Origin of the sequence: Chondromyces crocatus, assembly GCF_001189295.1 — a bacterium.
GTDB classification, from domain to species: domain Bacteria; phylum Myxococcota_A; class Polyangia; order Polyangiales; family Polyangiaceae; genus Chondromyces; species Chondromyces crocatus.
On record NZ_CP012159.1, the window covers coordinates 7,394,741 to 7,419,776 of the forward strand.

The 25,036-nt window shown below is 70.7% G+C and carries 6 protein-coding genes (1 of these 6 only partly in view); 4 read left to right on the forward strand and 2 right to left on the reverse strand.

What is annotated here, in order from left to right; translation table 11 throughout:
• On the forward strand, positions 1-1,029 hold the 3' end of the coding sequence (locus CMC5_RS44955) for a type I polyketide synthase (RefSeq protein WP_063796657.1). The gene continues 9,381 nt to the left of window position 1, outside the view; only the last 1,029 of its 10,410 coding nucleotides appear in the window; the start codon falls outside the window, past its left edge; its stop codon occupies positions 1,027-1,029.
• Entirely contained in the window at positions 1,026-20,909 is a 19,884-nt protein-coding gene (locus CMC5_RS44960; protein ID WP_050433055.1) for a hybrid non-ribosomal peptide synthetase/type I polyketide synthase, read from the forward strand. Before CMC5_RS44955 ends, CMC5_RS44960 begins: the two co-directional genes overlap by 4 nt.
• Before the next feature lie 36 nt (positions 20,910-20,945).
• Here CMC5_RS44960 and CMC5_RS26645 read toward each other — a convergent pair whose 3' ends face one another.
• Positions 20,946-21,614: a dual specificity protein phosphatase family protein gene (locus CMC5_RS26645; RefSeq protein WP_050433056.1), complete on the reverse strand. Its 669-nt coding sequence runs from the start codon at positions 21,612-21,614 to the stop codon at positions 20,946-20,948.
• A gap of 199 nt (positions 21,615-21,813) precedes the next feature.
• Between CMC5_RS26645 and CMC5_RS26650 the strand changes: the two genes are divergently transcribed.
• Positions 21,814-22,896, forward strand: a complete 1,083-nt coding sequence (locus CMC5_RS26650; protein WP_050433057.1) for a formylglycine-generating enzyme family protein — start codon at positions 21,814-21,816, stop codon at positions 22,894-22,896.
• A gap of 80 nt (positions 22,897-22,976) precedes the next feature.
• Here CMC5_RS26650 and CMC5_RS26655 read toward each other — a convergent pair whose 3' ends face one another.
• A complete protein-coding gene (locus tag CMC5_RS26655) occupies positions 22,977-23,513 on the reverse strand; it encodes a DUF6022 family protein (RefSeq protein WP_156338882.1) in 537 nt (178 codons plus the stop codon).
• 696 nt (positions 23,514-24,209) lie between these two features.
• Between CMC5_RS26655 and CMC5_RS26660 the strand changes: the two genes are divergently transcribed.
• On the forward strand, positions 24,210-25,016 hold the full coding sequence (locus tag CMC5_RS26660; protein WP_050433059.1) for a hypothetical protein: 807 nt from the start codon (positions 24,210-24,212) through the stop codon (positions 25,014-25,016).
• The last annotated feature ends 20 nt before the right edge of the window (positions 25,017-25,036 follow it).

Below are 25,036 nucleotides of genomic sequence, written 5' to 3' on the forward strand. Positions count from 1 at the left end.
ACACTCACGCCCGAGCAGCTCGATCGTGTTCTGCGTCCCAAGGTGGACGCAGCAGTCCACTTGCACGACCTGACCCGAGAGCACGACCTCTCCGCGTTCATCCTGTTCTCGTCCCTGGCCGGTGTGCTCGGTGGGCCGGGCCAGGCCAACTATGCCTCGGCAAACGCCTTCCTCGATGCGCTCGCGCATCACAGGAACGCTCAGGGGCTCCCGGCCATCTCCATCGCCTGGGGGCCGTGGGACACGCGCGCAGGCATGGCGTCTCGCCTGGCGCGTGCCGATCGCAAGCGCCTCTCACGTCATGGCGTGACCCCCTTCAGGGTCGACGATGGGCTCGCGCTGCTCGACGCCGCCTTGCGCCGACCCGAAGCCAGCGTCGTCGCCGCACGTCTCCGTATTGAAGCGTGGACTGCGCAGGGTGACCCCCTGCATCCCCTGCTCCGAGGCCTCGCGCGCGCTCCCATGCTCCCCGTCATCCGAGCGCGCGCCGATGCACGCGCGTTGCTCGAGCAGCGCCTCGCCCCGCTCTCGAACGAAGACCGCGCTCGAACCCTGTTCGAGCTCGTTCGTGGGGAGGTGACCGCCGTGCTCGGGCTGTCGACATCGGAGGACCTCGCTCCCGACCGGCCACTCCAGGAGCTGGGACTCGACTCACTCACGGCGCTCGAACTGCGGAATCGCCTGAGCGCGGCCACGGGCCTGCGCCTGCCTGCCACCGTGCTCTTCGATCATCCTACCCCGGCGGCACTCGGGCGGCGGCTCTTCGCCGAGTTCCCCGTCGGCGACACGGCTCCGAAGAGTCCTGCACTCGTGGAGCTGGACAGGCTCGAGACCACCCTGTCGGCCATGGCGCCGGATGATCCGGTCGGCGCGAGCGTCGCCTCCCGGCTGCGGGCTTTGCTCGCGCGCTGGGGTGGCTCACCACCCGCCCAGACCGACGCCCACACGAGCGATCTGCGGGCCGCGACGAACGAAGAACTCTTCGGGCTGATTGACCAGGAACTCGAAGGGATGGAGCTGGACCGGTGAGCGAAGAACAGAGACTCCGCGCTTACCTCGAACGGGCCACGTCGGCGCTGCGCCAGACGCGCGAACGGCTGCGCGAGGTCGAAGAGAGACAGCAGGAGCCGATCGCGATCGTCGCGATGAGCTGCCGCTACCCCGGTGGCGTGCAGACGCCCGAGGACCTCTGGCGGCTTCTCCGGGAGGGGACGGACGCCATCTCCGGCTTCCCCGAAGGCCGTGGCTGGAACGTCGACGCCCTCTACGACCCTGACCCGGACGTCGCCGGCAAAACTTATGTGCGCGAGGGGGGCTTCCTCCACGAGGCCGACCGGTTCGACGCAGCCTTCTTCGGGATCAGCCCACGAGAGGCGATCGCCATCGATCCGCAGCAGCGGCTGCTCCTCGAGACGGCGTGGGAGGCCATCGAACGTGGAGGGATCGACCCCTCCACCCTGCAGGGCAGCCAGACCGGCGTCTTCGTTGGGGTCATGTACCAGGACTACGGCGCGCGCCTGTTGCAATCACCGGAAGCGCTCGAAGGCAACGTCGCCATCGGCAGCGGCGGGAGCGTCGCTTCGGGACGCATCGCCTACACGCTGGGACTGGAAGGACCGGCCGTGAGCGTGGACACGGCGTGCAGTTCGTCGCTCATCGCCCTGCACCTGGCCTGTCAGGCGTTGCGTCGTGGGGAGTGCACGCTCGCGCTGGCTGGCGGGGTGAGCGTGATGGCGACGCCGACGGTCTTCGTCGAGTTCAGCCGCCAGCGCGGGCTCGCGCCAGACGGCCGTTGCAAGGCATTCTCTGCCCAGGCAGACGGTGTCGGCTGGGCGGAAGGCGTCGGCATGGTGCTCCTGGAGCGTCTGTCGGAGGCGCGACGGCTCGGACACCCGGTGCTCGCGGTGATCCGCGGCTCGGCAGTCAATCAGGATGGCAAGAGCCAGGGCCTCACCGCGCCCAATGGCCCGGCCCAGGAGCGCGTGATCCGGAAGGCGCTGGCGAGCGCGCAGCTCACCCCAGGCGACGTGGATGCCGTGGAGGCCCACGGCACCGGGACCACGCTCGGTGATCCCATCGAGGCTCAGGCGCTTCTCGCGACCTACGGCCAAGGGCGTCCTCACGATCGGCCTCTCTGGCTCGGGTCCATCAAGTCGAACCTCGGGCACACGCAGGCCGCGGCGGGGATCGCAGGGGTCATCAAGATGGTCCTGGCGATGCAGCACGGGTTGTTGCCCATGACGCTGCACGCCGGAACGCCTTCGCCTCATGTGGACTGGTCGGAGCGCACCGTGCGGCTCTTGACCGAACCCGTTCCCTGGCCGGCGCAGGGGCGCCCTCGTCGCGCTGGGGTGTCGTCGTTCGGCATCAGCGGCACCAACGCGCACCTTCTCCTCGAGGAGGCCCCCGCCCTCGACCCCCTCACCGCTCCTGTCGCATCCGGCGACGGCCTCGCCACCTCTGTCACCTCCGGAGCGACAGAGCTGCCGGCGTGGCCCTTGCTCATCTCCGCGAGGAGTGAAGCCGCCCTGCGCGCGCAGGCTCGACGGTTCGAGGCTCACCTGTCCGACCATCCGGATCTTTCGGTCGAAACCCTCGCCGTGACGCTCGCGTCCACGCGCTCCCAGTTCGAGCACAGGGCGGTCGTCGTCGCTCGGGATCGCGCGGACGCGATGCGCTCTCTGGGAGACCTCGCCAGGGGTGCTCCCACGCTCCAACAGGGGCTCATGGGTGCGAAGAGCGGGGGCAAGCTCGCCGTGCTCTTCACGGGTCAAGGTAGCCAGCGCGCTGGCATGGGCAGGGCGCTCTACGAGGTCTTTCCCGCGTTCCGCAGCGCCTTCGACGCCATCTGCGCGCACCTCGACCCCCAGCTCCCCCACCCCCTGCGCGACGTCCTGTTCGCCCCCCCAGGTTCGCCGCAGGCGGCCCTCATCGACCAGACCGCGTTCACACAGCCTGCTCTCTTCGCCTTCGAGGTCGCCCTCTTCAGGCTTCTCCAGACGTGGGGGCTCACGGCCGACCTCCTGCTCGGTCATTCCGTCGGTGAGCTGATGGCAGCTCATGTCGCGGGCGTGCTCTCGCTGGAGGACGCATGCACGCTCGTCACCGCGCGCGCTCGCCTCATGCAGGGGCTGCCGGAGGGGGGCGCCATGATCGCGCTCGAAGCCTCCGAGGAAGAGGTCCTGCCTCAGCTCGCCGGACGCGAGGACCGCATCGCGGTGGCTGCACTGAATGGACCACGGTCCACGGTGATCTCCGGCGATCAAGATGCCGCCGACGAGATCGCACGCCACTTCCAGACCCTTGGACGCAAGACCAGGCGCCTGCTCGTCAGCCGTGCCTTTCACTCACCGCGCATGAATGGAATGCTCGAAGCGTTCCAGGAGGTCGCGAGAGGGCTCGGATTTCAGCGGGCGCGCATCGCGGTCGTCTCCAACGTCACGGGTCGGGTGGCGAGCGCCGAGGATCTCGCATCACCCGCCTACTGGGCGCGCCATGTCCGTCAGCCCGTTCGCTTCCTCGATGGCATACGTACGCTCGAAAGCGAAGGAGCGACGACCTTCCTCGAACTCGGCCCTCACGGCGTGCTCTGCGCCATGGTCCACGACGGCCTGTCCGATGAAGCCCATGCACGCTCCGCCATCCTGCCGACCCTCCGCGACGACCATCCAGAGGTCCAGGCGCTCCTCACGGCACTCGGTGGTCTACACGCACGCGGGCACTGGCTGGACTGGCACGCCTTCTTTGCTCCCTTCGGCGCTCGCCACACCCTTCTCCCCACCTATCCCTTCCAGCGCGAGCGCTACTGGCTCGATGTGCCGAAGGACCACGGCCACGATGACCGCTCACTCCTTCCAGCGGATGCCCGCTTCTGGGAGGCCATCGAGCGGGCAGACACCGACACCGTCGCCGCGGCGCTCGGCCTCGATGACGACACCCAGCGCGCCTCGCTCTCCACCTTGCTCCCTGCCCTCGCGCGCTGGCGCACCACAACCCACCAGCGCGCCGCCCTCGACGCTTGCCGCTACCGCGTCGCCTGGCGGCCACTGCCTCCTCTACCCCCCGGCGACCTCGCTGGCTCCTGGCTGCTCCTCACCTCGGACTCGCTCCCTCAGCAGCCGCACACCCTCGCCCTGCACCAGGCGCTCACCCGCCGTGGCGCCACCGTCCTGCTCCTCTCTCTCTCCGACACCCACCTCGACCGCGCTGCCCTGGCCCACCTGCTGCGCGATGCCCTCGACGGCACCGTCGCCCCGCGCGCCGTCCTGTCACTCCTCGCCCTCGACGAGGCCACGCTCTCCGACCAACACCCCTTGCCCCGCGGCTTCGCTCTCACCCTCGCCCTCGTCCAGGCCCTTGGCGATGCCACCGTCCACGCCCCTCTCTGGCTGCTCACCCACGGCGCCGTCGCCACCGGCCGCGCTGACCCCCTCTCCCAGCCGCTCCAGGCCCTCATCTGGGGCCTCGGCCGCGTCGTCGCCCTCGAGCATCCCGACCGATGGGGAGGCCTGCTCGACCTCCCCGAGGTCCTCGACACCGCCGCCCTCGACCCCCTCTCCGCCGCCCTCACCCAGCACCACGACGACCAGCTCGCCCTGCGTCCCTCCGGCCTCTTCGCACGACGCCTTCTCCGCGCTCCCCTCGGCGACGCCGCCCCTGCGCGCCGCTTCACCCCCCGGGACACCATCCTCGTCACCGGCGGCACCGGCGCCCTCGGCGCCCACGTCGCACGATGGCTCGCCCGCGCCGGTGCACAGCACCTCGTCCTCACCAGCCGCCGCGGTCACCTCGCCCCTGGCGCCGACCTCTTGCGCGACGAACTCACCCAGCTCGGCGCCCGCGTCTCGCTCGTCGCCTGCGACGTCACCGACCGCGCCAGCCTCACCGCCCTGCTCCAGCGCATCGACGCCGAGGGGCCACCCCTGCGCGCCGTCTTCCACACCGCCGGCATCCCCCAGCACGCCTCCCTCGACCTCACCACGCTCGACGAGCTCGCCTCCGTCACCTCGACCAAGCTCCACGGTGCCCGCCTCCTCGACGACCTCCTCGCCGACCGCCATCTCGACGCCTTCGTCCTTTTCTCCTCGAGTTCCGGCGTGCTGGGCAACGTGCATCAGGGCGCCTACGCCGCGGCCAACGCCTTCCTCGACGCGCTCGCCGAACACCGCCGCGCCCACGGACGTACGGCCACCACCATCGCCTGGGGCCCGTGGGCCGGCGCCGGCATGGCCGAAGACCCAGCGCTCCAGCACGCACTCCGTCAGCGCGGCCTGTCCTCGATGGATCCAGGGAGTGCGCTCGCAGCCTTGCAGCACGTCCTCGACCACGACGAGACCGCCATCACCCTCGCCGAGATCGACTGGAGACGGCTCGTCCCCTCCTTTGCTGCCGCGCGCCCACGGGCCCTCCTCGACGAGCTGTCCGAGGCGCGAGGTTCACACGAGAAGATGGCGGTTCCGACCGCTGAGACCCGCTCCGCGGCGACCGAGAGCGGTCTGATCGACCAGCTCCGCGGTCTCCCCGAGCGTGACCGTTTGCGCCACCTGCTCACCTTCGTGCGCACCGAAACGGCCGCCGTCCTCCGCCATGGCGACCTCACCGGGGTCGATGCCCACACGGGGTTTGGCGATCTCGGCCTCGACTCGCTCACGGCCATCGAACTCCGCCAGCGGCTGTGGCGCGCCACCGGCGCTCGACTCCCCGCAACCCTGACCTTCGATCACCCCTCCCCTCACCACGTCGCGTCGTTTCTCCTCGACGGCCTCGCCCTCGCCCTCGGACAGCACCCCTCGCCCACGCGGGCGGCCCGGGAGGTCACCAGCACGCTCGTGCAGAGCGACGAACCGATCGCCATCGTGGGCATCGGGTTGCGCCTGCCGGGTGGTGTCGTCGACCTCGACGCACTCTGGAGCTTCCTGGAGAAGGGCACCGACGCCATCCGACCCATCCCGACGAACCGATGGCCCCTCGATGGCTTCTACGACCCGGATCCGGATGCGAGAGGCAGGAGCTACGTCCGGGAGGGAGCGTTCCTCGACGCCATCGACCACTTCGACGCGACATTTTTCGGCATCAGCCCGCGCGAGGCGAACCACATCGACCCGCAGCACCGCCTGCTCCTCGAAGCCAGCTGGGAGGCCTTCGAGGACGCCGGCATCGTTCCAGGCACCCTGCGCGACTCACGAACGGGCGTCTTCGTCGGCATCGGGCCGAGCGAGTACGGCTTGGTCCAGGGATCGCCCCAGGATGCCGACGCCTATGCCCTCCTGGGTACCCACCCTTCGTTCGCCGCGGGGAGGCTGGCGTTCACCCTCGGCCTGCAGGGACCGGCCCTGTCGCTCGACACCGCCTGCTCCTCCTCGCTCGTCGCACTGCACCTCGCCTGCCAGGCCCTGCGCCGTGGGGAGTGTGACCTCGCGCTCGCGGCGGGCGTGCAGATCATGGCAGCGCCCGAGGCGTTCCTGCTCCTCTCGCGCACACGCGCTCTCGCGCCCGATGCCCACTCCAAGACCTTCTCCGCGCGCGCCGACGGCTACGGCCGCGGCGAGGGCGTCGTGGTCCTCGCGCTGGAGCGCCTCGCCGACGCCCGGGCACGCCAGCGCACCATCCTCGGCCTCGTGCGCGGCAGTGCCGTCAACCACGACGGCGCTTCGAGCGGCATCACGGCGCCGAACGGCACCTCGCAGCAGAAAGTACTCCGCGCTGCACTTCAGGACGCTGGACTCGCCCCAGCCGAGGTCGATGTCGTCGAGTGCCATGGGACAGGCACGGCGCTCGGCGATCCCATCGAGGTCCAGGCCATCGGCGCCGTCTACGGACAGGGACGAGATACGACCCAGCCGCTGTTGCTCGGCGCCTTGAAGACCAACATCGGCCACCTGGAGTCGGCCGCTGGACTCGCCGGCGTCGCCAAGCTCCTCGCGTCGTTCCGCAATGACGCCCTGCCTGCGACGCTGAACACCACGCCTCGTAACCCGCACATCGCATGGGACGATCTGCCGTTGCAGATCATCGATGCCCTGCGTCCCTGGCCCCGTCGCAGCGATGGACCTCCACGTCGCGCCGCCGTCTCGGCCTTCGGCCTCTCGGGCACCAATGCCCATGTCATCCTCGAAGAGGCGCCAGCATCGGCTCCGTCACAAGGCCACACCGCTCCTGACCTCGCCCCCCTTCAAGCGCTGCCTCTGCTGCTCTCGGCCAGGACCGAGCCCGCCTTGCGCGCCCAGGCCGCTCTGCTCCAGATCCACCTGGAGAAGCATCCGGCACTGGAACCATCGGACATCGCCCGTTCGCTCGTGACGACGCGCTCGCTCTTCCCCTGGAGGGCCGGGGTGCTAGCCACCGATCGTACCGCGGCACGCACCGCACTCGCTGCGCTGGCCGAGGGACGTCCGCATCCGGATGCGGTCCTGCAGGAAGCCAGAATCGACGGCAAGGTGGTGTTCGTGTTCCCGGGTCAGGGCGCGCAGTGGTCGGGCATGGCGCAGACGCTGCTCACCCAGTCCGAGCCGTTCCGTGAGCACGTCAACGCTTGCGCGAGCGCCCTCTCGAAGCACGTCACGTGGTCGCTCATCGAGGTCCTGCGCGGGGATGCGGGCGCATCCTGGCTGGAGCAGATCGACGTCGTGCAGCCGGTCCTCTTCGCGGTGATGGTCTCGCTCGCAGCGCACTGGCGTGCGATGGGAGTCGAGCCTGACGCGGTCGTGGGGCACAGCCAGGGAGAAATTGCTGCCGCCTGCGTGGCCGGGGCCCTGTCACTCGAAGACGCGATCCGGGTGGTGGCTCGGCGAAGCCACACGCTCGAACGGCTCGCCGGCCGTGGGGCCATGGCGGTCGTCGAACTCCCTGCGGACGAGCTACGGCACCGGCTCGACGCCTGGGGGACGCGGCTGGCCATCGCCGCGATCAACAGCCCTTGCTCCACCGTCGTCTCTGGCGAGCCCGACGCCGTCGACGCGCTGCTCGGTGAGCTCGAAGCAGCGCACGTCTTCGCCCGAAAGGTGCGCGTCGACTACGCCTCCCACAGCGCCCAGGTGGAGACCATCCGCGATGACCTCCTGGAGATGCTGGCACCGATCCAGGCCCGTCCGGCCACCATCCCGCTCTATTCGACGGCGACGACCGAGCGCCTCCAGGGCCCCGAACTCGATGCCACCTACTGGTACACGAACCTCCGACAGACCGTCCGCTTCGCCGAGACCACCCAGCGGTTGCTGTCCGAAGGTCATCGCTTCTTCGTCGAGATCAGCCCCCATCCCGTCCTGACGCCTGCCCTGCAGGAGACGGTCGACGCCTCGCAGCTACCGGCCGCCGTGGTCGGCACCTTGCGGCGTGATGAGGGAGATCTGCAGCGTTTCTTGCTCTCCCTCTGCGAGCTGCACACGCACGGCTTCCCGGTCGACTGGACGACGGTGCTGCCCCCAGGCGTGCGCGTGCCGCTCCCCCACTATCCCTTCCAGCGTGAGCGCTACTGGGTTGATCCATCCACGCCGCGCCCCGCCACCGCGACCTCGACGGCGCCGTCGGACGGCAGCTTCTGGGAGGCCATCGAGCGTGCGGACATCGACACCGTCGCCGCGGCGCTCGGCCTCGATGACGACACCCAGCGCGCCTCGCTCTCCACCTTGCTCCCTGCCCTCGCGCGCTGGCGCACCACAACCCACCAGCGCGCCGCCCTCGACGCTTGTCGCTACCGCGTCGCCTGGCAGCCACTGCCTCCTCTACCCCCCGGCGACCTCGCTGGCTCCTGGCTGCTTCTCACCTCGGACTCGCTCCCTCAGCAGCCGCACACCCTCGCCCTGCACCAGGCGCTCACCCGCCGTGGCGCCACCGTCCTGCACCTCGCCCTCTCCGACGCCCACCTCGATCGCGCCGCCCTCGCCGACCTGCTGCGCGATGCCCTCGACGGCACCGTCGCCCCGCGCGCCGTCCTGTCACTCCTCGCCCTCGACGAGGCCACGCTCTCCGACCAACACCCCTTGCCCCGCGGCTTCGCCCTCACCCTCGCCCTCGTCCAGGCCCTCGGCGACGCCGCCATCCACGCGCCTCTCTGGCTACTCACCCACGGCGCCGTCTCCACCGGCCGCGCTGACCCCCTCTCCCAGCCGCTCCAGGCCCTCATCTGGGGCCTCGGCCGCGTCGTCGCCCTCGAGCATCCCGAGCGGTGGGGAGGCCTGCTCGACCTCCCCGAGGTCCTCGACACCGCCGCCCTCGACCCCCTCTCCGCCGCCCTCACCCAGCACCACGACGACCAGCTCGCCCTGCGTCCCTCCGGCCTCTTCGCACGGCGCCTGCTCCGCGCTCCCCTCGGCGACGCCGCCCCTGCGCGCCGCTTCACCCCCCGGGACACCATCCTCGTCACCGGCGGCACCGGCGCCCTCGGCGCCCACGTCGCACGATGGCTCACCCGCGCCGGTGCACAGCACCTCGTCCTCACCAGCCGCCGCGGCCACCTCGCCCCTGGCGCCGACCTCTTGCGCGACGAACTCACCCAGCTCGGCGCCCGCGTCTCGCTCGTCGCCTGCGACGTCACCGACCGCGCCAGCCTCACCGCCTTGCTACAACGCATCGACGCCGAGGGGCCACCCCTGCGCGCCGTCTTCCACACCGCTGGCATCCCCCAGCACGCCTCCCTCGACCTCACCACGCTCGACGAGCTCGCCTCCGTCACCTCGGCCAAGCTCGAGGGCGCGCGCCTTCTCGACGACCTCCTCGCCGACCGCCACCTCGACGCCTTCGTCCTCTTCTCGTCCATCGCAGGCATCTGGGGCAGCAGCCACCAAGGCGCCTACGCCGCGGCCAACGCCTTCCTCGACGCGCTCGCCGAGCACCGTCGCACCCACGGACGCGCAGCCACCGCCATCGCCTGGGGCGCCTGGGCGGACGGAGGCATGGTCGACCAGGCAGGCGAGGAACAGCTCCGTCGACGCGGCATCGCCACGATGGCACCGACGCTCACGCTCGCCGCCTTGCAGCACGCCCTCGACCACGACGAGACCGCCATCACCCTCGCCGACGTCGACTGGGCCCGCTTCGCTCCAGCCTTCGCCTCCACGCGCGCGCGCCCCCTGCTCGACGACCTCCCGGAGGCTCAGCGCGCGCTCGAAGCCCTGGCGCCCACGCCACCCGAAAGCGATGTGCTCACCCGCCTCCGACCGCTCGAAGCCCACGAGCGCCTGGAGCATCTCGTCTCCCTCGTGCAGGCCGAGACGGCGGCCGTCCTCGGATATCCCGATCCCTCGCGCCTCGCACCGCAGGCGCGCTTTGCTGAACTCGGGCTGGATTCGCTCATGGCCGTCGAGCTGCGCACGCGTCTCGGCAAGCTGACCGGCCAGCGCATCGCGATCGGCACCCTCTTCGAACTCGGCGGTCCACGCGCCGTGGCCGAGATGCTCACCCGGACGCTGACGGAGGACGAGAAGGACGCAACGCATCTCCCGCCGCTGGAGCCGACCCCTGACGAGCGTCACGAGCCATTCCCGCTCAACCCCATCCAGCGAGCCTACTGGCTGGGCCGCCGATCGCTCTTCGCGCTCGGCGGAGTCGCCACCCATTTCTACATCGAACTCGACTTTGCAAATCTCTCCCTGGAGCGCCTCGAACGCGCCATCGATCGCCTCATCACGCGCCACGACATGCTGCGCGCCATCGTGCACGACGATGGCAACCAGCAGATCGTCGCCGACGTCCCTCCGTTCACCATCGAGGTGCTCGACGTCAGCGCCCTCCCTCTCGACGAGGCCACGGCGCGCGCCCTCGAGGTGCGCGCTGCCATGTCACACCGCGTCCTGCCGACGGACCGGTGGCCGCTGTTCGAACTCAGCGCCACGCGGCTGCCAGACCAGGTGCTCCGGCTCCACCTCGGCGTCGACATGCTCATCGCCGATGCCCGCAGCCTCGTCATCCTCTTTCAGGATGTGGTGCGCTTCTATGCCGACCCGGCGGCGAGCTTGCCGCCTTTCACCCTGACGTTCCGGGACTACGTGCGCTGGCAAGAGCGCCTCGCCAGTTCCCCGGCGGCGGAGCGCGATCTCGCCTACTGGCGGGCACGCGCCGAGGTGCTCCCGGCAGGGCCCGAGCTGCCGCTCGCGGTCGCTCCCGAGGCCATCGGGATCCCTCGGTTCCGCCACTTCACGGCGACCCTCGAACGCACCTCCTGGGACGCGCTCAAGACCCGGGCGCAGGCCCGCGGGCTCACCCCATCGGGCGTGCTCATGGCCGCCTTCGCCGAGGTCCTCGGGACGTGGAGTCGTCGTCAGCATTTCACGCTCAACCTGACCCTGTTCAGCCGTTTGCCTGTCCACGGCGAGATCGATCGGCTCGTCGGCGACTTCACCTCCATCCTCCTCGTCGAGATCGATCCCGCCGACGCGGTGAGCTTCGAGGACCGCGCCCGGCGCTACCAGCGACAGCTCCGTGACGACCTCGATCACCACCTCGTCAGCGCGCTCGACGTGACCCGAGAGATCGCTCGAACCCGAGGTGGATTCGCCAGCTTCCCCGTCGTGTTCACCAGCGCGCTGGGGCTGGAGGACCTGATTCCCCCGGAGACCCCGGTCGACGCGCGGCTGCTGGGGAGCCCCTACGGGATCTCGCAGACGCCACAGGTGTGGCTGGATCATCAGGCGATCGAGATCGGCGGTCGCCTCTCGTACTCGTGGGACGTCGTCGACGGCCTCTTCCCCGCCGGCACGATCGAGGCCATGGCGACGGCGTACGCGCACCTCCTCGGCGAGCTCGCCGCCTCGGACGAGGCCTGGAGCACCGCTGCGCTGGAACTCACGCCCCCCGATCAGCTCACGCACCGCGCCGCCATCAACGCCACGGAGGGACCGTGTCCCGATCGGCTCCTGCACCAGCTCATCGAGCGCCAGGGGGAACTCCGACCCGATGCCGTCGCGGTCGTGGACGCCAAACGCCGGCTCACCTACCGGGAGTTGCTCCGTGAAGCGCGGCGCATCGCCCGTCATCTGCGCACGCGAGGCGTCTCCCCCGGCGAGCTGGTCGCCGTCGTGATGGACAAAGGATGGCCCCAGATCGTGGCCGTCCTCTCGGTGCTCATGGCTGGAGGCGCGTACCTCCCGATCGACGCGGAACTCCCCGAGGCACGCCGACATGCGCTGCTCGCGCATGGTCGCGTGCGCCATGTGCTGACCGAGGAGGCGGTCGGCGGGAGCTTCCCGTCGCCCATCGAGGTCCTCGCGATCGACCGGCCTGGCGTCTGCTCCCCCTACGACGACGGCCCACTCGACACGGTGCAGCGCCTCACCGATCTCGCCTACGTGATCTTCACCTCCGGCTCGACCGGGCAACCCAAGGGGGTCGCCATCGAGCATCTCGGCGCCGTGAACACGGTGCTCGACGTCCAGGATCGCTTCGGGGTGGGTCCCGCCGATCGGGTGCTCGGGATCTCCTCGCTCTCGTTCGACCTCTCCGTGTGGGATGTCTTCGGCGTGCTCGGCGCCGGGGGCACCCTGATCCTCCCGGAGTCGAAGGCGCTGCGTGACCCGGCCCGCCTCGCCGCCTGGATGCGCGAAGAGGGCGTCACCCTCTGGAACTCGGTCCCGGCGCTGCTCCAGATGCTCGTGGACCACGCTGCCGGCCGAGCCGACACCCTCCCGGCGACGCTGCGCCTTGCCCTGCTCTCGGGCGACTGGATCCCGGTCTCGCTGCCGGACGCCCTCCGGGCGCAGCGCCCGACCTGCCGCGTGGTGAGCCTCGGAGGCGCCACCGAGGCCTCGATCTGGTCAATCCTCTACCCGATCGAAGAGATCGATCCTCGCTGGACGTCGATTCCTTACGGCCGCCCGATGCGCAACCAGACGTTCCACGTCCTCGACGCGGCCCTTCGGTCGTGCCCCGAGGGGGTCACGGGGGAGCTGTACATCGGGGGGATCGGGCTCGCGCGCGAGTACTTCGGCGATCCTGCGCGCACCGCAGAGCGCTTCTTCGTCCACCCCCGCACCGGCGAGCGGCTGTACAGGACCGGCGATCTCGGCCGGTATGCGCCGACGGGCGACATCGAGTTCCTCGGCCGCGAGGACCATCAGGTCAAGGTGGGCGGTTACCGCATCGAGCTCGGCGAGATCGAGTGGCACCTCGAACAGCATCCCCTGGTGGGGCGAGCCGTCGTGACCACCATCGGCAAAGACAGAGGTGCAAAGCAGCTCGCGGCCTACGTCGTCGCGACTCGAGGAGAGAAGCCCGACGCGCAGGTGGAGGCACGCTCGGCGCGGGCCGCGCTCAAGCTGCGCCCAGGCTTCCGCCCGTCAGGCGGACCGACCCTCGATCTCCGTGCTCGCGAGGACAGACCGACCCCCTGGGCGCGAAAGAGTTACCGCGTGTTCGAGGGCCGTGGTCTCACCGGCGCCGCGCTCGCCCGTGTCGTGGCGCCTCGCAGCCGGCCCGTGACGGTCCATCAGCCCCTCACGGCAAGCACGCTCGGCGCACTCCTGGAGGTCCTGCGCCCCCTACCCGCCCCCCAGCAACCGCTACCGAAGTACCGCTACCCCTCGGCAGGTAGCCTCTACCCAGTGCACGTCCTCGTGGACGTCGTCGGGGTGGCGGACCTCCCCCCTGGGCGTTACGGCCACGACCGCGAAGCTCACCGGCTGGTCCGGCTGGGGGACACCGATGCGCACGGGCTGACCCTCCACCTGATCGCGGACGCCGCGCGCGTGCGGCCTCTCTACGGCAAACTCGCCGTCTCCCTGTGCCACCTCGACACCGGCTACATGACCGAGCTGCTGCTCGACCGCGCCGCGGAGGTCGGGCTCGCCCTGGGCCTCGCCGAGGACGGCGCGACCCCCGACCACGTCGGCCATCTCGTCAGCCCGGATCCGATCCTGGCGACGCCTCTCCGGCTGGGGACGACCTCGACCGCGCCCGCACCCCTCGACCTCTGGCTCGTCGTCCGCGAGCCGCTCGCGGATCTCTCGCCCGGAGTCTACGACCTGCGCGAAGGAGGCTGGCACCGCATCGCAGATGGCCAGCTCGCAGACGCTCGCTTCCCCAACAACGAGGCGATCGCAGCCTCCGCCCCCGCCGCGCTCGCGCTCCTCGGTCAGCCAGGGGCGGCAGCGTGGCACCAGGCCGGCCGACTGGGTCAGCGCTGGATGGAGGCCGCCAGTACCCACCAGGTCGGCCTCTGCCCCATCGGCCTGCTCACGCCCGACGCCCTGGAAGCGGAGCGCCCTGCCGATCGCGCCATCGTTCATGCCTTCCTCGCGGGCAGCATCAGTAGGGCACAGAGCGCCGAAGAGACCGCGAGTGAGCTGCGCCTCACCTCGGACGAGATCAAGCGCTGGGTGGGCCGGCGTCTCCCTCCGTACATGGTCCCGACCCACGTGAGCCTGCTCGACACCCTCCCCGTGACCTCGAACGGCAAGGTGGACCGCGGTGCGCTCCCTGATCCCGTCCTGACCGCCGCGGCGCCCCCCGCTCAGGCACCTCGCCCCCGAAGCGACGCTCGCGACGGTGACGACCTGGAAGACCGCATCGCCGCCATCGTCGCGCAGCGGCTCGAACTCCAGCACGTCGACCGCCACCGCCCCTTCTTCGAACTCGGTGCCGACTCACTCGCGCTGGTCCAGATCCATGCCCTCCTCACGCGCGAACTCGAGCTTCCGCTCAACGTCGTCGACCTGTTCGATTACCCCACCGTCACCGAGCTGACCCGGAAGCTGCGCGGAACCGGGACCCCCCTCGAAGCGCTCCCGCGAGTGGCGCCAGCGGCTCAGGAGCCCATCGCCATCGTGGGTGCCGGCTGCCGCTTCCCCGGCGGTGCCAGCGATCCGGACGCCCTCTGGCGGCTCCTGCGCGCCGGCACCGACGCCACCCGCGAGGTTCCCATCGAACGCTGGGACGCCGATGCCCTCTACGATCCGGACGCCGACGTCCCCGGCAAGGCCACCACGCGGCGCGGCGGCTTCCTCGACGACGTCGATCGCTTCGACCCCGAGTTCTTCGGCATCTCGCTCCGAGAGGCCGCCGCGATGGATCCCCAGCAGCGGCTCCTGCTCGAGACCTGCTGGGAGGCCCTGGAGCATGCGGGCATCGTGCCCGAGCGGCTGCGCAACACGCAGACCGGCATCTTCGTCGGCCTGATGTCGTACGACTACCTGCCCGCGGCGCAACCCACCCTCGAAGCGCTCGACGGCTACTTCGGGACGGGCAACACCGGCAGCGTCGCTTCGGGTCGACTCTCGTACCTGCTCGGCACCCACGGCCCGAGCATGACCGTCGACACCGCCTGCTCATCCTCCCTGGTGGCGCTGCACCTCGCCTGCCAGAGCCTGCGCGCGGGCGAGTGCGACACCGCGCTCGCCGGTGGCGCCACGCTGGTCTTGACCCCTGCGCTCTACGTCGAGTTCTCGCGCTTGCGGGGCATGGCGCCCGACGGGCGCTGCAAGAGCTTCTCGGCCAGCGCCGACGGCGTCGCCTGGAGCGAAGGCGCCGGCATGCTGGTGCTGAAGCGTCTCTCGGACGCCATCGCCGCAGGGGACTCCATCCTCGCCGTGGTCCGCGCCTCGGCCGTGAACCAGGACGGGCGCAGCGCGGGGCTCACGGCGCCCAACGGGCGCGCCCAGGAGGCCGTCCTGCGCCGGGCGCTGACCCTGGCCGAGGTCGAGCCTCACGAGATCGGCTATGTCGAGGCCCACGGCACCGGCACCCCCCTCGGCGATTCGGTCGAGGCCCGAGCGCTCGGCGCCGTCTACGGCGCCCGACGGGAAACGCCGCTCGTCATCGGTTCGGTCAAATCCAACCTCGGTCACACCCAGGCCGCAGCGGGCATCGCCGGCGTCCTCAAGGCCGCCCTCGCGCTCCGCCACCGCAAGATCCCCGCGACCCTGCACGCCGACACGCCTCACCCGGCCATCGGCTGGGAGGCCCTCGCCCTCGATCTCGCCCAGGAGGAGCGCCCCTGGCCCGACGCGCGCTTCGCCGGCGTCAGCGCGTTCGGCGTCAGCGGCACCAACGCCCACGTCATCCTCGAGCGCCCCCCGGAACCCACGCCTCCCGTCGTCCCCGCGGACACCACAGCGGCGCCCTGGATCCCCGTCGTCCTCTCGGCGCGCAGCGACGCCGCCCTCCGCGCCCAGGCCGCGCAGCTCCGTGCCCACCTCGACGCCCACCCGGCCCTCGACCTCGCCAGTGTCGCCCACTCCCTGGCCACCACGCGCGCGCACTTCACTCAGCGCGCGACCATCGTCGCCAACGAGCGCGCCGGGCTCCTTCGCGCCCTCACGGCCCTCTCCCAGGGCGATCCCGATCCCGACACCGTGCGCGGCAGCGCCACCCCGGGAGGCAAGCTCGCCTTCGTGTTCCCCGGCCAGGGCGCTCAGTGGGCCGGCATGGCGCAGCCACTTCTCCAGACCTCCGACGTCTTCCGCGAGCACATCGAGGCCTGCGCCCGCGCCCTCTCCCCCCACATCGACTGGTCCTTGCTCGCCGTCCTGCGCGGCGAGGACGGCGCGCCCTCGCTGGACCGGGCGAGCGTGGTGCAGCCCGTGCTCTTCTCCGTCATGGTCTCGCTGGCAGCGCTCTGGCGATCCATGGGCGTCGTCCCCGACGCCATGCTCGGCCACAGCCAGGGCGAGATCGCGGCCGCCTGTGCTGCCGGTGCACTCACGCTCGACGACGCCGCCAGGATCATCGCGCGACGGAGCCGCCTCCTGGATCGCCTCGAAGGAAAGGGCGCCATGGCCGCCATCGAGCTTCCCGCGGCCGAGGTCGCCGAGCGCATCACCCGCTGGAACGATCGCCTCTCCATCGCAGCCATCAACAGCCCCAGCGCCACGGTGGTCTCAGGGGATCCAGGAGCGGTCGATGCCCTGCTCGCGGACCTCACCGCGGCCCAGATCTTCGCCCGCAGGGTGCGCGTCGCTTACGCCTCTCACGGCGCTCAGATCGAGGCACTCCGCGACGAACTCCTTGACGCACTCGCTGGCATCACCCCCCGGCCAGCATCCATCCCCCTCCACTCCACCGTCCATAACGCGCGGCTCGACGGCACCGAGCTGGACGCTGGCTACTGGTACGCGAACCTCCGGGAGCCCGTCCGCTTCGCTGACGCCATCCAGCAGCTCGCCGCCGAAGGCCACGGCTACTTCGTGGAACTCAGCCCTCACCCCGCGCTCCTGCTCGCCCTCCAGGACACCGCCCCCTCGGCGACCGTCGTCGGCTCCTTGCGGCGCGACGAGGGCGATCTCCGGCGCTTCCTCCTCTCGCTCGGCGCGCTCCATGCCCACGGCTTCCCCGTCGACTGGTCCCGGGTCCTCCCCCCGGGCCGCCGAGTCTCGCTCCCTACCTACCCCTTCCAGCGCAGCCGCCACTGGCTCGACCTCTCGAACCAGCCCCCCCGAGCCGTGCAAGGCTTCACCCGGAGCGACCACCCGCTGCTCGGCGTGCATGGCGTCGTGGCGGACACGGGCGCGCGGCTCTTTCACGCCACCCTCTCCCGGCACACCTTGCCCTGGATCCGCGATCACCGCGTCCTCGGCAGCACCCTTCTCCCGCTCGTCGCCTTCGTCGAGCTGGCACGGGCGGCGGTGGAAGCGAGCCACCTACCTCCGACGAGCGTGCTTCGCGAGACGCTGATGCACACACCGCTCATCGTGCCCGAGCACGGAGAGCTGCGCTTGCAGGTCGACGTCACCGCACCAGACCCCGACGGCACCGCCCGCGTGCGCATCTACAGCGCGCCGCTCACCGACGAAGGCGAGGAGGCCTCGTGGACACGCCACGCCGAGGCCACCGTCGTCCTCGCCTCGCCGACCTCCGCACCTCCACCGCGACGCGACGCCCTCCCGCCCACCACCACGACGCCCGAGCCGCTCGACGGGTGCTATGACGCCCTCGGCGAGCACGGCCTGGAGTACGGCCCGAGCTTCCGGACGCTGCGGCAAGCATTCTGCGAAGGCCCTCCCGGAAACGCCACCGTGCGCTGGGTCCGGGTCGCTCTCGACGACGCCCAGCGCGCAGAAGCCCACGCTTACGGTCTGCATCCCGCCCTGCTCGATGGCGTCCTGCACGCGGCGGGGCTCTGGCAGAGCAGCCCTCAGGGCATCTTCCTTCCCCTCTCTCTGGAAGAGCTGCGCCTGTGGCACAAGGGAGCGCACACCGTGTGGGCGCGCGTGGAGCATGCCCACGAAGGGGAAGAACTCCGTCGTCTGGACGCCACGCTCTACGACGAGCGAGGAACACCGATCGGGGCGCTGCAAGGCTTGCTGCTGAAACGCACGAACCGCAGCGCACTGCACCGCACGCGCGACATCGACCGCCACCGGTACGCCATCGCCTGGGAGGACATCGCGCACGCGCCGCGAACCCCCGCGGGTCCCTGGGTCCTCCTTCACGACCCGCCTGCCACGCCGAAACCGGATCAGGGATCATCCGGCAGAACGGATCCCGAGCGCGTCCGCGCGATCCACCACGCGCTCCGTGACGCTGGCGTCCAGATCGAGGTGTCTCAGCCGCCCCTCGGCGACCCAACGCACGTACTCCGCCTCTGGCCGACCCTCACCGGACACGGAGACGACGTCGTCGCACGCACGATCGCCCTGACCACCCAGGCCCTCGCCGAACTCCAGGCCCTCGTCACCAGCCCGCGCCCCCCCGCGCGCACCGTGTGGCTCACCCAGGGCGCGATCGCCTCGTCCTCCGACGACGGCGTGCCCGCCCTCGAACAGTCCCCGCTGTGGGGCCTCGCGCGCAGCGCTCGCCTGGAGCACCCCGACATCGACCTGCGACTCGTCGATCTGAGCCCCGATCACGACGACCCCCGCGCCCTCGCCCAGGCCCTGGCACGCGACGATGAACCCGAGGTAGTGCTTCGAGGCGAGCGCTTGCTGGCTCCTCGCCTTCTGCATGCCGCGCCCGTCCCAGCGTCCCGCGACCGCGTGCTCCGGAGCGACGGAACCTACCTCGTCACGGGCGGCCTCGGCATGCTCGGGCGCCACATCGCCCGCTGGCTCGCGGAGCAAGGCGCCTCCCACCTGCTCCTGACCTCGCGCCAGGGAATGGCCACGGAAGGTGCCGAGGCCACGAGAGAGGCACTGGAAGCACTCGGTACGCGCGTCACCCTCATCGCCTGCGATGTGACCCACGCAGACGCCGTGCAGGCCCTGGTCGATGGAATCTCCCCGGAAGCACCGCTGCGGGGCGTCTTCCATTGCGCCGGCATCCTCGACGACGCCACCCTGCGCCACCAGACCCCCGAGCACCTCACCCGGGTCATGGCGCCCAAGGTCGCAGGCGCCTGGAACCTGCACCAGGCCACCCTCGATCACCCTCTCGACCACTTCGTCCTCTTCTCCTCGACCGCCGGCGTGCTCGGCAGCGCAGGCCAGGCCAACTACGCCGCGGCCAACGCCTTCGTCGACGCGCTCGCACAGGAGCGCCGGGCGCGCGGGCTGCCCGCGATCTCCATCGCCTTCGGGTACTGGGCCGAGCGCAGCGGCATGACCGCGCACCTCGGAATCGCGGATCTGGACCGCATGACGCGCGCAGGCATGGGCGCGCTCTCGACCGACGAAGGCATCGCCCTGCTCGAGCGCGCCTTGCGCGGCGCGGAGGCCCTCTCGGTCGCGACGGACCTGAACCTCCCCCGGATGCGCGTGGCCCTGGAGCGCTCCCGGGGTCCAGTCCCCGCGCTGCTCCGGCGCTTGCTCCACCTCCGCCCGGACCCGACGACCCGGGACGGCTCACCATGGCGCGCGCGCCTCCTACCCCTGACCGACGCCGACCGGCATGCGACCCTCCTCGCCCTCGTCCGCGAGGAGATCGCGCAGGCACTCGGCCTCGATGCATCAACGGCGCTCGCGCCCGATCGACCCCTCCTGGAGCTGGGGCTCAACTCCTTGATGGCCATCGAGATCCGGCAGCAGCTCGCCCAGCGGCTCGCCCTGCCGCTCCCCGCCACGCTGCTCTTCCAGGCCCCCACCCTGCAGAACGTCGTGACCACCGTGCTCCACCTGCTCACCCCGTCGCTCGACGCCGCAGAGGCCCCCCCGGGCCCCCGGGAGCAGCACCAGCCCGCACCGCCCCCCCTCGACCCGCAGCCTTCTGCCTCTCCGGCAGCCGACCCTTTGCTCGGCCAGCTCGAGCAACTCGGCACGCTCGGGGAGTTCGAACTCGGTTACGACCTCGTGGTCGTCTCCTCCCGCATCCGCTGCGCCCGCGAGCGCAAAGCGTCTGCTCACCCCCCGCGCGGCCCCTCGCGCCCCCTCCACCTCGCGCGCGGAAGCACACGACCTCGCCTGATCTGCTTCCCCACCGTCACACCGCCCACGGGATCCATCCAGTACGCGCGCTTCGCCGCCGCCCTCGAGGGGCACCGAGACGTCTGGGTCCTTCCGAATCCCGGCTTCGCGGAAGGCGAGCCGCTTCCAAGGGACCGGGCGACCCTCGTCCAGCAGCATGCTGAGAGCGTCTTGCGCTGCGCCGACGGCGCGCCCTTCGCGCTCGTGGGCTGCTCGTCTGGCGGCTGGATCGCCCACGCCGTGGCCAGCCACCTGGAGCGCCAGGGCACCTCCCCGGCGGCGCTCGCCCTGCTCGACACCTACCTGATGCGCGACATCCCCGCCCGCATCGAGTCCGTCTTCAAGCGCGCCTGGCTCACGAGCTTGCCCGACGTCCCGCGCACCACCGACGAGCTCACCGCCATGCCCTGGTACGCCACCCTCTTCTCGGACTGGAGCCCGGAACCGCTCGCAGCCCCCACCCTGTTCATCCACGTCACCGACCCCATGCCCGGCATGGCGGACGACGGCAGCACGGCCTGGAAGACCCGGTGGGACCTCCCGCACACGGCAGCGACGCTGCCTGGCGACCACTTCACCATCCTGAACGATCAGGCCGAGACCACGGCCCGCATCGTCCACGACTGGCTCACCCGCCTCACCCCCTGATCCCACGTCCTCACGGCGAGCGACCCCTCTTCACGTTCACGCCCGCCCTCGCGCGACGACCTCCTCCAGCACCCGCCGCTGCGCCGCGTTCAGCCGGATGCCCGGCCGACGTCGCCGGAGCTGCGCCTCCGCTTCGTCCACCGTGGTCGCCAGCCCCCGCGAGAGCAGCAGCGCTGCCGCCACGGTCGCCGAACGGCCATGGCCAGCCGCACAGTGCAGGTACACCCCTTCTTCCCCGCGCAGGCGCTCCACGAGCGCGACGAGCACCTCTCCCTCGGGCGCCGTCCCATCGAGCGTGGGCACACAGTGGTATCCCGGGTGGCGGCCCACCGCCCCGTCGGCCGGGAACTCGGCCGTCAGATCCACGATCACCCGCACCCCTTCCGGCAGCTCCCACGCGAAGGGCCGCCGCCCAACCCACAGCGCCGGGCTCACCTCATCCGCGCATGGCTTGCCTCCGAGCCGCAGCGCTCGCCAGACACCTCGGGCCAGCAGGAAGTAAGGCCCGAGCAAGACCATCGCCCACCACGCCACCGTGCCATCGGTCCGCTTGCCCAGAAGCCCGGGCCGACGGGCCACGTACGCAGCACCGACGACCACGAAGCTCAACGCTGGCCACAGCAGCAAGAGCCCACTTCCGCCGCTCGCTCCTCCCAGCACGGCCAGAGAGCCACTCAGCGCGAGAAACGAGCCTCCGTACCGCATCGAACCTCCAGCTCGCCTCGCCACGCTCCTTGCACCTCCCAGGGCCCAACCCAGTATCGCCCCCCTCTGTTCCCTGGGCCGCGCGCCCCAGAGCTGCGCCGTTCAGCGCTCGGAAGCCCCTCGCGGCGACCTCCGTCAGAGCGTCGTGACCGGGCCGAGGCATACACGCCGCAGAAGAAAACCGCTAACAAGGTAAGCCATGGACATCTCGCGCCACGCCTGGATCGCACCTGTCCTCCTTGCCCTCCCGGCCCTCGGCTGCATCCGCGAGATCTACGCCGTCGAAGCGCGCGTCATCCAGGATCTCGGCTGCCCTCGGGACCGCATCGAAATCCATCCCCAGGGCGGCTCCGTATTCCAGGTGTCGGCCTGCAACCAGATCTACACCTACGTCTGTACGGAGAATGGCACCCTCTCGTGCGTGCGCGAGGAGGAGGAAGACGACGCGGACGACTTCCGCGGACAGCCTTCCCCGGCTCCGGCCCAGGCCAAGCTGGACGAGTGTCCCGAAGGTTCTTCCCGCCAAGGGGATCGTTGCGTCGCCAGCACGGCCACCACCTGCCCGGTGGGTCAGCGGCTCGACCGTGAACTCGGCTGCGTCTCTGGCGGTGGCCCCTCGACCGCGGGCCCGCCTCCGCCTCGCTCCCCCGAATGCCCCTCCGGAATGGCCTACGTTCAGGGGGGGCCACTCGCCCTCGATGCCAACGACGACGTCATGATCCCCGACCTCTGCGTCGATATCACCGAGGTGACCGCCGGCGCTTACGGACGCTGCGCGAGCCGTGGCGACTGCTCCACCGAAGGCCTCGTCTGCAAGAACGCCGTCGCAACCTACGTGGGGGTCGACCGGCGCGACCACCCCATCAACTGTGTGAGCTGGGGCCAGGCCACCGTGTACTGCAAGTCCGAGCGCAAACGGCTCCCCACCGCGGACGAGTGGCTCTGGATCGCTCGCGGCGGCCACGCCCGCACCCTCTTTCCCTGGGGTGACGACCCGCCGTCCCAGCAGCCCTGCTGGTCGGGCAGCGACCGGCAGGGATCCACGTGTGTCGCGGGGCTCCCCAAGGGGGACAGCACGCCTCATCGCATTCTCGGCTTCGCGGGCAATGTCGCCGAGTGGACCTCGACCAAGGCAGGGGCGGACACCCTCCGGATGATCCGCGGCGGTCATTTTGGCGCCGGGAAGGACCGAGGCGCGACGCTCCTCTCCAGCGCTCCGTTGCCCGTCGGGACCCACGACCCAGGGGTCGGCTTCCGCTGCGTGGCCTCGCCGGAGAGGTGACCCTCGCGTCCGGGGGACGCCGTCCTCGCCTGGACCGCGCCCCTTCCTCGCCTCCGCTTCGTGCGCGCCGCCCCGGAACGCTACCCCTCTCGCCCCGCCTCCGCTTCGCGCTTCAGGTACGCCTCGTATTCGAGGGTGAACTCCAGCGCTTTGCCGAACGCATCGGAGCGCCGTGAAAGGGCTGCCACCACGGCCTCCTTGCCCACCTCGTCCAGCGAGAGCATCTGCGGCTGCCGCGGCAGCCGGAACCGGGTGTGATCGTGGAAGGTGACGGTCACGATGGTCCCCAGAGGCTCCCCGTTCAGCGGGCGGATGGTGCTCCACATCCACCGTTGCTGGTCGCTCTCGTCCTCGTTGCCCCACTCCCTTGAGATGTCGAACTCTCCCGGGAGCCTCGGCCTCGCCCGCAGCCCTGCCTTCATCAGCGCCTGATGCACCGGCCGGAACAGCAGGCTGAGATAGGCCCCATAGGCCATGTCACCCGCGCGCTCGTAGACATGCACCAGCCGCTCACGCTCCCCATCGAGCAATGCCTGCCAGCTCCTCTCGACATGATGTGAAATCGTGCGCCCCAGCGCGTGAATGTCACGCAGTTCGTTCGCCGTGAGATCCGTCATGCTCGACTGCATCGAAGCCTCCCAGTCTGCAATGCCACCCCGTGGCGCTCTCGTTGCCCAGTGCCCGCGGCCGACCTGCGAGCGAGACGACCCTGGCCGTCGCATGTCGACGGCTCCCCTCCCGGATGGATCCGTGCCGCCTGGCGGTGACGACCCTGGCCGTCGCATGTCGACGGCTCCCCTCCCGGATGGATCCGTGCCGCCTGGCGGTCCCGGGGTCGTCCGGGCGAGAAGATTGACCGCGCGGATGAATTCGTCGAGCGAATTCGCCATCAGCACGTTCCAGGGGAGACACGTACTTCGCTGCAGCCCGGTTCTACCCACGAAAGACGCAGCATTCACCAATGCTTCTTCACGGTCCATTTCATGTCGCTATGGGTAGCAGCAGTGCCTCTGGTTGTGGCAGTGACGTCTCCATGGGTGGCAGTGACGTCTCCATGGGTAGGTGCATCGTGGCGACCGCTCGCATCGTCGGGCGCCTTCTCCCGCTTCCCCGCCGCCTCCGGCCTGCGTTTGCGCCACCACGCCTCCCGCCCCGTGAGTGACGGCCCGCCGCTCGGAGAGCAGCCTCCGCAGCGGTCACGGTCCGGCCGTTCATGCAGTTCACCTTTCCAGGGGTTGATCACGAAAGGGGGTCCATGCAGGCTCCGTGGCCTTCATGGCCCAACCGCTCCAGCAGCGTGACAGGACTCCGCAGTGACCACGACACGACCCCGCAACCACCCCGCCCTCCTGACCCTCTCGCTGCTGGCCCTGCAGGCGGCCGCCTGCGCCACCTCTCCTCGAGCCTCCGAGGACACTGCCGCGGCCCATCGCGCCACCCGAGACCAGGTCAGTGATCCCGCGTCGTCGTCCGCCGCTCCGCTCCATGACGGCCTCCCCTTGGGCGTCCTTCAGGCGACCGGGACGAGCTTCGCCCCGGCCCACGTCCACGCCACCTGCCAGGTGCCCCTGCCGGCCATGTGCATCGACTACCTCTTCGAAGGAGACGACGCGCTCGCCCTGACCGAGGCCCACTGCAAAGAAAAACACGGGACCCTCGTGTACTCGCCCGCCCAGCCGGATGGCGCGCGCGGCTGCTACAACCGCGACCGCGCGCTCTGGTGCGCCTATACCCTGGGCTCGAACCGTGAGCTCACCGCCTTCGAGTTTCACTTCGGCACGAAGGCTCTCCCGGACCCCGACCGCTGCACCCTCAAGGAGGCGAAAGCGACGCCGCTGACCCCGCCGCCTGCGCGGGAGAAGAGCGTCTGCGTACGATCCAGCCAAAGCGATTGCATCGAGAATGACACCGACGACCCCGCCTGGGGCGCCGACTGTACGCGGCGGGGCGGCACGTTCCACCCTGCACCAGCCGAGTGCTGGCGCAAGGACTCCATCGGCGCGTGCACCTTCGAGACGCGCGGCGAGCGAGGGACCATGGTCTTCCACCGCAGCCATCCCAAATCGAAGGATCAGCTCGTCGAGATCTGCGAGATGATCAACGGGACATGGCAAGACTGAACCGACACGCCGCGCGACGA

Bases quoted from the DNA above. Each gene is read 5' to 3' on its own strand.
- CMC5_RS26645 (WP_050433056.1), bottom strand. From the start codon at position 21,614: ATGCGGTACGGAGGCTCGTTTCTCGCGCTGAGTGGCTCTCTGGCCGTG.
- CMC5_RS26650 (WP_050433057.1), top strand. From the start codon at position 21,814: ATGGACATCTCGCGCCACGCCTGGATCGCACCTGTCCTCCTTGCCCTC.
- CMC5_RS26655 (WP_156338882.1), bottom strand. From the start codon at position 23,513: ATGACGGATCTCACGGCGAACGAACTGCGTGACATTCACGCGCTGGGG.